This window comes from Glaciimonas sp. GNP009, from assembly GCF_054343755.1.
This window is the reverse complement of record NZ_JBTGUV010000004.1, coordinates 4,891,824-4,905,014: the sequence shown is the minus strand read 5'-3', so window position 1 is coordinate 4,905,014 and position 13,191 is coordinate 4,891,824. Positions and strand designations below refer to the sequence as shown.

The 13,191-nt window shown below is 49.4% G+C and carries 10 protein-coding genes; 7 read left to right on the top strand and 3 right to left on the bottom strand.

What is annotated here, in order from left to right; genetic code table 11:
• Window positions 1-280 precede the first annotated feature (280 nt).
• Window positions 281-1,072 carry an IclR family transcriptional regulator gene (locus ACXX82_RS22570; protein ID WP_322238594.1) on the top strand — a complete coding sequence of 264 codons (792 nt, stop codon included), beginning with the start codon at window positions 281-283 and terminating at the stop codon, window positions 1,070-1,072.
• Window positions 1,073-1,318: 246 nt separating this feature from the next.
• Here ACXX82_RS22570 and ACXX82_RS22565 read toward each other — a convergent pair whose 3' ends face one another.
• Window positions 1,319-2,749 carry an MFS transporter gene (locus ACXX82_RS22565; RefSeq protein WP_458563745.1) on the bottom strand — a complete coding sequence of 477 codons (1,431 nt, stop codon included), beginning with the start codon at window positions 2,747-2,749 and terminating at the stop codon, window positions 1,319-1,321.
• Window positions 2,750-2,965: 216 nt separating this feature from the next.
• Window positions 2,966-4,138 carry a 4-hydroxybenzoate 3-monooxygenase gene (locus ACXX82_RS22560; RefSeq protein WP_322238592.1) on the bottom strand — a complete coding sequence of 391 codons (1,173 nt, stop codon included), beginning with the start codon at window positions 4,136-4,138 and terminating at the stop codon, window positions 2,966-2,968.
• A 128-nt stretch (window positions 4,139-4,266) separates the two neighbouring features.
• On the opposite strand from ACXX82_RS22560, the gene ACXX82_RS22555 reads away from it, so the two are divergent.
• Both ACXX82_RS22555 and ACXX82_RS22550 read left to right on the top strand, forming a co-directional pair.
• Window positions 4,267-5,160 (top strand): helix-turn-helix domain-containing protein, encoded by an 894-nt coding sequence (locus tag ACXX82_RS22555; RefSeq protein WP_322238591.1) that lies wholly within the window; start codon window positions 4,267-4,269, stop codon window positions 5,158-5,160.
• Between the two features lie 327 nt (window positions 5,161-5,487).
• On the top strand, window positions 5,488-6,009 hold the full coding sequence (locus tag ACXX82_RS22550) for a cytochrome b (protein ID WP_322238590.1): 522 nt from the start codon (window positions 5,488-5,490) through the stop codon (window positions 6,007-6,009).
• 279 nt (window positions 6,010-6,288) lie between these two features.
• On the opposite strand, the gene ACXX82_RS22545 is transcribed toward ACXX82_RS22550, so the two are convergent.
• Entirely contained in the window at window positions 6,289-8,523 is a 2,235-nt protein-coding gene (locus tag ACXX82_RS22545) for an NADP-dependent isocitrate dehydrogenase (protein ID WP_323507505.1), read from the bottom strand.
• Window positions 8,524-8,881: 358 nt separating this feature from the next.
• Here ACXX82_RS22545 and ACXX82_RS22540 point away from each other — a divergent pair, with 358 nt between their 5' ends.
• The 4 genes from ACXX82_RS22540 (at window position 8,882) to ACXX82_RS22525 (ending at window position 13,187) form a co-directional block, all read left to right on the top strand.
• A complete protein-coding gene (locus ACXX82_RS22540; RefSeq protein WP_458563744.1) occupies window positions 8,882-9,586 on the top strand; it encodes a response regulator in 705 nt (234 codons plus the stop codon).
• Entirely contained in the window at window positions 9,583-10,887 is a 1,305-nt protein-coding gene (locus ACXX82_RS22535; RefSeq protein WP_323507507.1) for a sensor histidine kinase, read from the top strand. Before ACXX82_RS22540 ends, ACXX82_RS22535 begins: the two co-directional genes overlap by 4 nt.
• 282 nt (window positions 10,888-11,169) lie before the next feature.
• Entirely contained in the window at window positions 11,170-12,669 is a 1,500-nt protein-coding gene (locus ACXX82_RS22530; RefSeq protein WP_322238586.1) for a DegQ family serine endoprotease, read from the top strand.
• Between the two features lie 215 nt (window positions 12,670-12,884).
• Window positions 12,885-13,187, top strand: coding sequence for a hypothetical protein (locus ACXX82_RS22525; RefSeq protein ID WP_458563743.1), 303 nt, complete (start codon window positions 12,885-12,887; stop codon window positions 13,185-13,187).
• Window positions 13,188-13,191 lie beyond the last annotated feature (4 nt).

Sequence of the window (13,191 nt, the reverse complement as noted above, 5' to 3'; positions counted from 1 at the left end):
GGCTGATTAATGCACCCTATTGTTCTTCTGATCAAACGCCCTATTTTCGGCTATCCTCAATACTTCTTAAGCGCTTAGCATCGTCAATTACCCGATATAGTGGACGATTGAATAAACTTAAATTCCGAGGTATAAACTTTAAAGTGTGTTGTATGCAGCAGTCATGTAATTACGTCCTGTCACCATCAATACAAGCAAGATCTGATGCTCTCAACTTATTTTTTATCAAGTCGGGCTTAATGAGACGATAAATCGCTTTTTTGACTCAAAACCGTGGACCATGGACGATATAAAAACAAAAAATGCTTTGGAGATACAGCATCTTGAAGCCCGCGTGATGCGGGTAATCACTGTGCTGGAAAGGGTAGCTGCCGCAACCCAACCGATCACTGCGTCGCAACTGGCAACCCGGCTAAATATCCCAAAGGCTACGTTGGCACGTCTGTTGGAAACCTTGATCGCCAACAATTACCTACTAATTCTTCCGGGTGAACACGGCTATGTGCTGGGACCTCGCGCCACCCAGTTGGCTTTAGCAACGTTGGGCAACAACGGTTTTAGACGTACGTGTCGCGCAATATTGCGTTCGCTGGTCCAATCAATCGGAGAAACCTGCAATCTGACCGTGCTGGAGGGGGACCGGGTTGTTTATATTGATCGGGTCGAAACCCAGGAACCGCTGAGATTGCATATCGAGCCAGGTGCACGGCTTCCGCTACATTGCACTGCGGGTGGAAAACTGCTGTTGGCCCATATGAGTCGACTAGAAAGGAAAGAGATACTTAACCAACTGCCTTTGCCGCGCATGACACCGCGGACTTTGACAGATAGGAAAGCGCTCGAAGAAGAACTCGACAGATTGGCCCAGCAAGGGATTGGTTTAGATAACGAGGAATTTGTACGCGGCATGGTCGGCATTGCTGTGCCGGTGTTATCCGAAACAGGGAAAGTCGCCGCCGCACTGGTTTGTCACTCTGCAACCGCGCGTGCCAGTTTGACTGATTTGATGGCGTTCTTGCCGCAAATGAAGGATGCCGCACGAAAGTTACGCGGACTTTTTGAAACCGTCTAAGGCGCGTTAGAAATAAGGATTAAGAATTAGCCTTATTGGGAACGCTCAGACATGTACCTCAACTGTTGCTGAACACATATAAGAAAAAAATTCGTTTTAAAGCTGCTGAAATGAGATTCGCAGCTTAGTCAGCGCGCTTCCCGTGATGTGGAAATACACGGGAGAGCGCTGAGATAAAAGCATGACAGACGCCGGCTTCAATATTATAAAAATAAGGTGCAATGAACGGATCACCTTAATTTAATATCATCGAACGCTTTTCCCTTGCGCGGTTTGCTTGACCAGCAAAGCCGCCGCTGCGATCAATCCGGCAAATGCCAGAACCGTGAATATCCCACTGAAGCCAAACTGGCGACGGGTTAATTCGGCGACCAAAAACGAGCCTGCAATTCCGCCAAAACGACCTAAGCCTAGCATCCAGGCGACGCCAGTGGCACGCCCTTGCGTAGGATAGAAAGCAGCCGCCAATGCGGGCATCGACGATTGTGCGGTGTTCATTAATGTTCCTCCTACAAATACGACGAGCATCAAAGCGCCGACATTGCCGGCAACCTGCCCGATTGCATAGATGCACACCGCAGTGAGCGTATAGCACACGGCGATGACGCGATTGGCATTAAAACGGTCCATCAACCAACCGCACAGTATTGCACCTACACCGCCCAAGGGAAACAAGGCAGATACGAGCGCCGCGGTCTTAGGCGTCAAACCGGCATCCTTCAGCAATAACGGCATCCAGTTAATCAGTGCATAGAAGATCACTAGGCCCATGAAGTAGGTCAACCACAGCATGACCGAACCTGTAATGTATGTGCGTGAAAGCACCACACTGACTCCACTTTTCGCCTTGTCTGTCGTCGTTTTTTCGGTCATTACGAATGATCGGGCATCAGCCACTGTGGCCGATATACGGCTAAGCGCGGCGCGTATACGCTGCGCTGGCTGCCCCTTCGCCACCATGTAGCGTACTGATTCTGGCAGAAACCGCAGCATCAATACCGCCAACAGTAATGGCGCTATACCACCGGTCAACAACACACTACGCCAGCCCCATTGAGGAATCATCCACGCCGCCAGGAAACCGCCACATGCAGCACCCAAAGGAAAACCGCAAAACATAGCGTTGGTAAGCGTCGAGCGTCGTTGATCAGGGCAGTATTCACTCATCAATGTGACGGCACTTGGCATCGCCGCACCAAGACCAAGGCCGGTTACGAAGCGCAAGGCCGTTAGTTGTGCCAGATTTGGGGCGAACGAAGACCATGTACACGCCACGCCGAACAATAGTACTGAGATACTCAGCACCAGTTTGCGTCCCATTCGATCTGCCATCGGACCGGCAATCAATGCACCAGCCGCTAAGCCGAATAACGCTGCACTGAGTACCGGTGCAAGCTCGGGTCTCGTCATGCCCCACTCCTTAAGAAGCGATGGTGCGATGAAACCAATCGCAGCTGTGTCAAAGCCATCCAATAAAACGACGACAAAACACAATGCAAAAATTAACCACTGAAATGGCGAAAATGGGTGATTATTAAGAAAGTCCTGGACATTGACGGCCTGCGCGGGATTGCTAGATTCTGGGCTAGATGCCGGACCAGATGCTGGGCGCACTACAGTGCTCGACTGTGTGTTTGACGCAGCACCCTTATCGTAGAGATTGTTGCTTTGATTCATTGAAATGTCTCCTATTATTATTAAATATTGGCATTAAAATGCCTATTGTCAGTACAAATTCAGTACAAATAATGCCACAACCACTTACCTATGTTTTTTGTAAAAATAATTAAAATCTCCCATCGGGATGATGGTGATTTATGCGCATCTTTTGCTATTCTCGTGCTTATCCTTTTTAACCTTTGCTGACTAAGCCGCCGTAATCGTAGTTGGCGTTCAGACGAACGGCAATCCAACATAATTTTCAGCTAAAACCGTCGATGCAGCGCGTGAACTAATGACGTACTCCAGCTCTGCGCGCTGTAACTCTTTCTGAAATGGCGATGCGTCCTCAAATCGATGCAACAAGCTGGTCATCCACCAGGAAAAATGTTCTGCGCGCCAGATCCGCTTGAGTGCTGTTTCAGTGTAAGTGTCCAACTGGTCTTGCTGCCCCTTTTTATAAAACTCATCCAGCGCAATCGACAGCAGACGAACGTCGGCCACCGCCAGATTCATACCTTTAGCGCCCGTGGGCGGGACGATGTGCGCGGCGTCACCTGCGAGGAAAAGCCGGCCATGTTGCATCGGCGTCGATACGAAGCTACGCATGCCAATGATATTTTTCTGAAAAATTTTGCCTTCTTTTAATTTCCAGCCGTCACGATTTTCTAACCGTGTATGAAGTTCGGACCAAATGCGGTCGTCGGACCAATTGGCTACCTCATCTTTTGGGTCACATTGAAAATAATGTCGCTGTACCATCGGCGAGCGCGTGCTGACCAGCGCAAACCCGCGGTCATGCTGTGCATAAATTAGCTCATCCGAAGACTGAGCCGACTCCACCAGAATGCCGAACCAACCGAATGGATAGATGCGTTGATAGTCGCGACGTGAAATGTCTGGAATAGTTGCACGGGCGATACCGTGAAAACCATCACAACCGATCACGAAATCGGCTTTTAATTGCTGTGGCTCGCCACCATGCTTGAACCGAACCGAGGGTTGCTCGCTGTCAATAGCATGGAGGCTAACATCACTCACTTCGAACAGCAGTTGAGCATCTGCGGCAACACGGACTGCAACCAGATCCTTGATGACCTCGTGCTGGGCATAGACGGTAATGGCACGACCGGTGAGTTCACTCAAGTCGATGCGGTGACGCTTTCCGCCAAAAGCAAGTTCAATGCCGTGATGCAGCGCACCTTCGCTACGCATCCGTACACCGACGCCAGCCTCATTTAGTATGTCCATTGTGCCTTGCTCCAACACCCCTGCACGAATGGTTGATTCGATATCGGCACGCGTACGGGATTCCAGTACCACCGATTCAATGCCCCTCAAATGCAATAAATGTGACAGCAATAGTCCGGCAGGACCGGCACCGATAATCGCTACCTGTGTGTTCATCTGTGATCTCCAATTTTTGTACTATTCTTTTGATTACTTTGATCGTAGTCGATGGATCGCCAATAAAAAATGGATCAAACCATCAATTTCTTGTACTATTTTGACAAACACATCACACGGAAAGCGTCATGAGAACGCCCGAAATCCCCCAGTTCACCCTATATGGCGAAGTCACACCGATCAATCCCGCTGAGTTCCTACATATCGAATTAATCGAGACGCGGAGCCGCCTATACGATTGGCACATTGCCAGTCACACGCATAGTGGACTGTTTCAGGTGCTGTTTTTGTTAGGTGGTCAGGTTCGGGCTCAGATCGACAGCGCTACGTGGAATTGCGTGGGCCCGACGGCAATCACCATTCATCCCTCCGTGGTCCACGGTTTTGAATTTTCGCAAGAGGCGCACGGCTTTGTCCTAACGATTGACCAAAGCGTCCTGTTTGGCGCGCAGGCTGGGATGCAGGATGACATTTTTTCCGTGCTGTTTTTGGAACCGTTGGCAATTGACCTGGCCAGCGCGCCAGAAGTGCGACAACGCATTGAGTCGTTACTCGGATATTTAATGACGGAATTTTCAAGCCCGTTAGATGGTCATGCGTTGATGCTGGATTGGCTGGCACGGAGCGTTTTATTGCTGTTACTGCGCCAACACACCGATCATCGCAGCGCCAATCTGACCGGACGTGCCAGCTTCGAGACGTTTAGTCGCTTTCGGGCACTGGTCGAAGCGCATTATTATGAACAATGGAGCGTGGCCCAGTATGCAAATCAGCTGCATATTGCTGAAATTCGCCTGAACCGTTTATGCCTTAAGTTAGGCGGAAAATCAGCCTTCGACATGACGCAGCAGCGTCTGATGCTGGAAGCCCGACGCAAGTTAACCTACGTCCCCGCCAGTATATCCAGTATCGCTTATGAGCTTGGTTTTCAGGATCCCGCCTATTTTAGTCGTGCGTTTAAGCGAGAAACAGGAATGACGCCCAAACAATTCAGGCAAGAAAGCGCGCCGCCAGCGCAGTGATCTGATCAACTCCGACGGGTGCACTATGCTTGTCCTAAGTTTTGCTACTCATACTTAGTAGATGTGTCTTGGTGACCGCGCAACCAAACCAAAAGCTACCGGAATAGGCTCTACAATGCGTGTACGGTGTATCTAATATAAAAAATGTAAAAGTCTCTATTGCTTTTGGATAGTAAAAATCTGACAATCTGCGACCGGCCAGGCAAAGAAAAATCCGCGAATATTTTGTAGATATTTTCTGCATATACATTGCTGAATTTATTGACGCACATTTAATAAAATCGACGTAACACCATTTAGGAGGTCATTGTGATTCAAAAACCATTAATGAAGAGGTCATCATATGATGGCGTTGCCCGCACGTTGCATTGGCTAACGGTATTTTTGATCTCGGTACAATTTGTCATTGGATGGTTGATGGACGATGTAGGTCGAGATACTAAGGTTGAAGGCGGTATCTGGTGGCATCTCTTTGTTGGTGGCGCTCTGATATTAACTATTTTTATTCGGGTTGTATGGCGGGTAACACATTCACCACCACCAGATAGATCGTCGCTCTGGCTCCGCCGCGTAGCAAGCGCAACGCATTTTCTTTTGTACGCCGCGTTGATCGTCACACCGCTTTTGGGCTGGGCAAATGCATCATCCCGTGGTTGGGTTGTGCGGGTTTTCAATATTATTCCATTACCTGCACTAACCGCCAAAGGATCATCTTTCGGACATGATATGGGCGATGTCCATGGCGTGATGGCGTGGGTTCTTTTTGCGCTGATTATTCTTCACGTTTCGGCAGCATTGTTTCATCGCTTTGTATTGAAAGATGACGTGATGAGTAGAATGTTGAAGTGAAAATGAGTGACTATTAACGCCATACTTTCCAGGCCTTGACGATTGGGAGATTTTGCCAGGACGGAGCGCAAGATGTGCGGGTGTAAATAATTCTGTGTCTGCTTTGCTGCACATAAAAATTTCAGACGCTCTTCAAATTGAAGAGTAAACGTGGTCGTAATCAGTTATGGATCGACATAGTCCACTTTTTTGCTGTTACGTCACCGTACGTAAATAAAGGCAGATCCACACCCGTCAAGGTGCATATCTGCCTTTATTTTAATTTACTTCACTTTACTTTCAGATTTGCGCGTTCTTCAAAGCGGCATTGAAAGTCGCACTAGGCCGCATGATCGCCTTGACCTTCTCCAGATCAACCAGAAAGTAACCGCCGATATCGACCGGTTTACCTTGTACCGCCTTGAACTCTGCGGAGATCTTTTCTTCGTTATCGGCCAGAGTTTTAGCCAAAGGCGCAAAGTGCGCTTGCAACTGCGCATCTTCGGTCTGCTCAGCCAATGCTTGTGCCCAGTACATGGCCAAATAGAATTGACTGCCGCGGTTGTCCAGTTCACCGGTACGTGGTGATGGTGATTTGTTGTTGTCGAGAAGTTTGCCGGTGGCGTCATCGAGCGTTTTAGCCAGAATCTTTGCCTTGTTGTTGCCCGTTTTGATGCCGACATCTTCCAATGACACAGCCAACGCCAGGAACTCGCCTAATGAGTCCCAACGCAGATGGTTTTCTTCGACCAATTGCTTGACGTGCTTTGGAGCCGAGCCGCCCGCACCGGTTTCAAACATGCCGCCGCCGGCCATCAATGGCACGATCGATAGCATTTTGGCACTGGTCCCCAGTTCCATAATAGGAAACAAATCAGTCAGATAATCACGCAAAATATTACCGGTCACCGAGATGGTATCTTTGCCGCGGATCACGCGCTCCAAGGTGTAACGCATTGCCCGAACTTGCGACATGATCTGGATATCGAGACCCGACAGATTGTATTCTTTGAGGTAAGTTTTGACCTTTTTGATCAATTCTGCTTCGTGCGGACGGTATTCATCAAGCCAGAAAACCGCTGGCATGCCGGATAAACGAGCACGATTGACGGCCAGCTTTACCCAGTCGCGGATCGGCTCATCCTTGACCTGACACATACGCCAGATATCGCCCTCTTCCACGTTTTGCTCTAACAATACGTTACCGTCAAAGTCGACAATACGCGCCACGCCATCGCCGGGCACTTCAAAAGTTTTGTCATGCGACCCGTACTCTTCGGCCTTTTGCGCCATCAGGCCGACGTTTGGCACAGTTCCCATCGTAGTTGGATCGAAGGCACCGTTGGTTTTGCAGAAGTTAATCATTTCCTGATAGATACGGGCGAACGTACTTTCCGGAATCACTGCTTTGGTATCTTTAGGGCGGCCATCCGCGCCCCACATTTTGCCGCCGAGACGGATCATGGCAGGCATTGAGGCATCTACGATCACGTCGTTCGGTGCATGCAGATTGGAGATACCCTTGGCTGAATCGACCATCGCCAGTTCTGGACGGTGTTCATGACAAGCGTGCAAATCATGAATAACTTCATCGCGCTTGGATTCTGGCAAGGTCGCGATCTTGTCATAGACGCTGCTCAGACCATTGTTGGCATTGACGCCGAGTTCTTCAAATAACTTACCGTGCTTGGCAAAAGCGTCTTTGTAGAAGATCTTTACTGCATGGCCAAAAACAATCGGATGCGACACTTTCATCATCGTTGCCTTGACGTGCAACGAGAGCATCACGCCAGTTACGCGGGCGTCTTCCATTTGTTCTTCGTAAAACTTGCAAAGCGCCTTCTTGCTCATGAACATACTGTCGATAATCTCGCCGTTGAGTAGCGACACCTTATTCTTCAATACAATGACTTTGCCATCTTTCGTGACTAGTTCCATCTTGACGTCGCAAGCTTTGTCCAGCGTCAGACATTTTTCGCTAGCGTAGAAATCGCCACCATGCATGTGGGAAACATGCGTGCGCGATGCCGGACTCCATTTAGACATGGAATGCGGGTTCTTACGTGCATAGCGCTTGACCGCTGCAGGAGCACGACGGTCAGAGTTCCCTTCGCGCAATACTGGATTGACCGCGCTGCCCAAGGCCTTGGAATAACGCTTCAAAATTGCTTTCTCTACATCGGTCTTCGGGTCTTCAGGGAAATCCGGAATGGCAAATCCACGTGTCTGCAATTCACGAATAGCAGCAATAAGCTGGGGAACCGAAGCACTGATATTTGGTAGCTTGATGATATTAGTATCGGGTTCTTGGGTCAGGCGGCCTAATTCAGCCAGATTGTCGGGTACTTGTTGGCCTTCAGCCAGGCAGTCAGAGAACTCAGCAAGAATCCGCGCTGAAACCGACACATCGCTCTTGACGATGGTGATATCGGCTGGTGCAGTAAACGTTCTGATGATTGGCAGGAAGGAACAAGTTGCCAGGCGCGGCGCTTCGTCAGTTAGCGTGTAGATGATGGTCGATTTACCTGCAGTCACGGTGATCCTCTTGTCGTTGTATGTTTGTTGATGTATTGGTGTGCTGCCTTTTCGGATTGGTGCTTCCTGTTACCGATCCTTAGGGCGCTAAACTAATGTGGAGTTTAATTTATTGGAAGCAGCGTTTCATATGGTGAAATCCCATATCATCGCAATAGACGAAGTTTACTCGCACTTCGGTTTTAGCGCTTAACAAAAAAGCCCCAAATAGCTACTTTGCAGTATTTTTTTACACTTAAGGCAAAAAAATACCTTAAGGGGGACTTAATTATTTGCCGTTAAACTGTCGGAAACATTGATTTTTAGGTCTACTTGTTACGTTGATGAGTACCGCTTAATATAGAAAAGGATCTATCCCATGCGTCTGTTATTGGTCGAAGATGATCTAATGGTCGGCGAGGCCGTGCGCAAGGGGTTACGGCTGGACGGTTTTGCTGTGGACTGGGTGGAGGACGGCAAAGCAGCCGAAGTCGCGGTCGCCCAAGAAGACTATGAATTATTACTCCTTGATCTTGGCTTGCCGAAAAAAAATGGTCTGGACGTACTGAAATCGTTACGCGCGCGCGGGAGCCAGATTCCCGTGCTCATCCTCACTGCCCGCGATGCGATAGCTGATCGGGTTGCTGGCCTGGATGCTGGTGCAGACGATTATTTAATTAAGCCATTCGACCTTGAAGAACTGGCGGCACGCATACGCGCCTTGTTACGAAGACAATCGGGACGTGCCGACCCGGTGATTGAGGTTGGGCAATTAACGTTAAATCCGGCCACCCATGAAGTACGACTAGAAGGTTGCGAAATCAATTTGTCCGCGCGTGAATTTGCACTGTTACGGGCGTTTTTGGATCGACCCGGCGCAGTGCTGTCACGCGCGCAACTAGAGGAAAAGCTGTATGGCTGGGATGACAGCATCGAAAGCAACGCGGTAGAAGTGTATATCCACGCCTTGCGTAAAAAGTTAGGCAGTGATTTTATCAAGAACGTGCGTGGCGTCGGCTATATGGTGGCCAAAACGGTGGCAAAAGTGGTACCCGATGCGGTGCCCGATGGGGTGCCCAAATGAGGTCCATTCGCAGTAATCTGCTTTTATGGTTAGCGGTCGGATTGACGGCAGCTATTTTGCTGGCCGGAGTTGGGTTGTATTTCCAGGCGCGTAGCGAAGCCAATGAGTTATTCGACTATCAAATGAAGCAGATCGTGGCGTCGTTGCCGCGCCAGGCTTTTTCGCCGATTGACTCCGACCATGACACCGTGCCGGATCTGAGCGACGATATCATGATTCAGATTTGGGACAACACGGGCGTTGTCATCTATCACTCGCATACGCGCTCCAGATTGCCGTTACAAGCAGAACTTGGCTTTGCCGATATTCTGCAAAATAATGCTATCTGGCGTGTTTATAGCGCCCAAATTGGCAATACCGTCGTGCAAGTGGCGCAGCCGCAGAGGGCGCGACAGATAATCGCAGCGCAAATGGCAATCAAGACCGTGTCTCCTTTGCTGCTACTTATTCCATTGATGGGACTATTGATCTGGGTGGTGATTGGGCGTGGTCTGGCACCGATTAAGCGCGCCGCAGCTGAAGTCCAGACACGAGATTTTCATTCGCTGGCGGCGATTGAGGATGGTGGCTTGCCACAAGAGATTCAACCATTGACGCAGGCGCTCAATGATTTGCTGGCACGATTGGGCGGAGCAATCAACGCGCAACGTGCGTTTGTGGCTGACGCGGCGCATGAATTGCGTACGCCACTTACCGCATTACGATTACAGGTGCAACTTGCCGAGCGTGCGACCACCGATGATGATCGGCAAGCGTCTTTTTCTGACCTCAAACGCGGTTTGGAACGGGCTACGCATTTATTGAATCAGTTGCTGACCCTGGCACGTCAGGAACCGGGCGCTTTTCAGCAAGCGGTGATCGAAAGTGATCTGACGGCATTGATGCAGTCGGTGGTGGGTGACTTCTCTACCTCGGCAGTTGCCCGCAATATTGATCTGGGAATTACCACTGCGACACAGGCGAATATTGTCGGCAACGTCGATGCCTTGCGCGTACTTTTCAACAATCTGATCGATAACGCGTTATGTCACACGCCGGAACATGGCGTTATCGACGTATCTATCACCACTGGCGTTGGTGAGGTAATCGTAACGGTGCGTGACAGCGGGCCGGGAATACCTGAAGCGGATCTTCCTCGTGTATTCGATCGTTTCTATCGGGCGTCCAGCGCTCAGAGACAATTTCACGGCAGCGGCTTGGGCTTGGCAATCGTCAAGCAAATTGCTGATGCGCATCACGCGACAGTTAGCCTTCGCAATGACAAAAATGGCTTGTCTGCGAGCGTACGGTTTGCTGTATGAGGTAATAAATTTTGAAGGAGCCTTTGCAAAAATCTTTGAAAGACAAACGTTGAAATAACCAAAGTTGTCGTTACAAGTATTTAAATAAAATACATATTTTTCTTTTTAACACTGCTTTTTAAGTCTGGCTTAATTCTTCGAATTTATGCTGTATCCCAAGGGTGGTCGTTTCCGCTTAAGTCATCAAATATTAGACGTGGCACTGTGCAATTTAGTGCTCAGTGTAAATGGTGATGAAGGAAGCCGAAACGACATGGCCCATCCACTTCAAGGGAGTACCACATGAATCGTCAGACATTTGCTCGTAGTGCTATTGCCAGCGCTGTGTTGGTTGTCGTTGCGGGTTTTTACATCCACTCCAACGGGATTGGTACCGGCATTACCAATGCTAATGCGGCAAACGTTATCACTGCGCCGCTGCCCTCCACTGCGGCTTCGCCGCCGAGCTCTGGTGGTCCGATAGCGGTGGCAACCGATTTTTCAACGATTGTTGAGCGCTCTGGTCCTGCGGTGGTGAATATTAGTGTTACCGGCAGCGCCAAGGCCAGCGATGTTTCAGCTACTGAGGGCAGTTCAGGACAACTTGACCCCAATGATCCGCTCTCACAGTTTTTCAAGCGCTTTGGCCCTCAATTACAGGTACCACATGCGCCGCAAATCATGCGGGGACTGGGTTCTGGCTTCATCATTAGTTCCGACGGTTTAATTTTGACCAACGCGCATGTGGTTGATGGCGCGCAAGAGGTGACGGTTAAATTAACGGATCGCAGGGAGTTCAAGGCCAAGGTATTGGGCTCCGACAAGCAGAGCGATATTGCAGTGATCCGCATTGCGGCAAAAGACCTGCCGACCGTACAGATTGGTAATCCGGCACTAACCAGAGTAGGCGAACCGGTATTAGCCATCGGATCCCCTTACGGCTTTGAAAATACCGCTACCGCGGGTATTGTCAGTGCAAAATCACGATCCTTACCGGATGACAATTACGTTCCATTTATTCAAACAGACGTTGCGGTTAATCCCGGTAACTCGGGCGGCCCATTGTTTAATATAAAGGGCCAGGTTATCGGTATTAACTCACAGATTTATAGTCAGACGGGTGGCTATCAAGGGCTTTCGTTTGCCATTCCGATCAATGTCGCGATGAATGTTGAGCAGCAACTTGTACAACACGGAAAGGTAACCCGTGGTCATCTCGGCGTCAGCGTTCAAGAGGTTAATCAGGCATTAGCAAGCTCGTTTGGATTACCTAAAGCCGAAGGCGCATTAGTCGGATCGGTCGACAAAGGTAGTCCGGCTGAAAAAGGTGGTTTGGAAACTGGCGACGTAATTTTGCGTTTTAACGGACAGCAAATTGACCGCTCTGCAGATTTGCCAGAGTTTGTCGCTGATTCAAAGCCGGGAAGTACCGCAAATATTGACGTCGTTCGCCATGGTAAGGCTAAATCGCTGTCCATCAAAGTAGGCGAAATGGATGCGGGCAAGCTCGCGTCTAATGATAACGCTGGCGGCGCGCAAGGTCGACTTGGTTTGGCTGTGCGGCCACTTAATCAGGACGAACGACAACAAGCCGGTGTTACAGGTGGACTCATCGTTGGGGAAGTAACCGGCCCTTCGGCTTTAGCGGGTATTCAGGCTGGCGATGTGATCCTGTCTATTAACGGCACGCCGGTTAATAGTGTAGAGCAACTACGGCAGCTGTCGAACAAGGCGGGTAAGAATATTGCCTTGTTAGTGCAGCGTGATGGACAGAAAATCTTTGTCCCACTGGCGTTAGGTTAAGCTGAGTCTGTCTATTTATGCTTTAAATAAGGGAGTAAATGAGACATTACATTACTGACCGCTTGATTTTTTTCAAGCGGTCAGTTCGTATTTTTGCGCTTCACCGAACCTTAATACAAAATACTGTCTAGCAAAATGCATGCCTAAATCAGAACAGATAGTACCGGCTGCACGATCAATTAATTAGTGGTTATGAAGGAATTTCGGTGTCAAAAATGCGCTCAAACGACTCAAATAACCTGTCGCAACACATCTTGCCATCATCGGCCACAATGATTGGTGTGTGCATCACCGCCCTTTCCATTATCAAACTTGCCCGATTTAATGGCCTGGCTTTTTGGCTAGGCCATTTGCTTGCAGTGAACAGCCTCGTATTTTTGACCAGCGGCGTGCTTTCTTATGCTGCCATGCGTTCGGCCGGAAGTACCCGACTCGAAAACTATGCTGACGGTGCGTTCATCATGGGATTGACTTTGTTAAGTCTATCCACCGTATTCATGGCGGTCGTGATTGCATGACGAC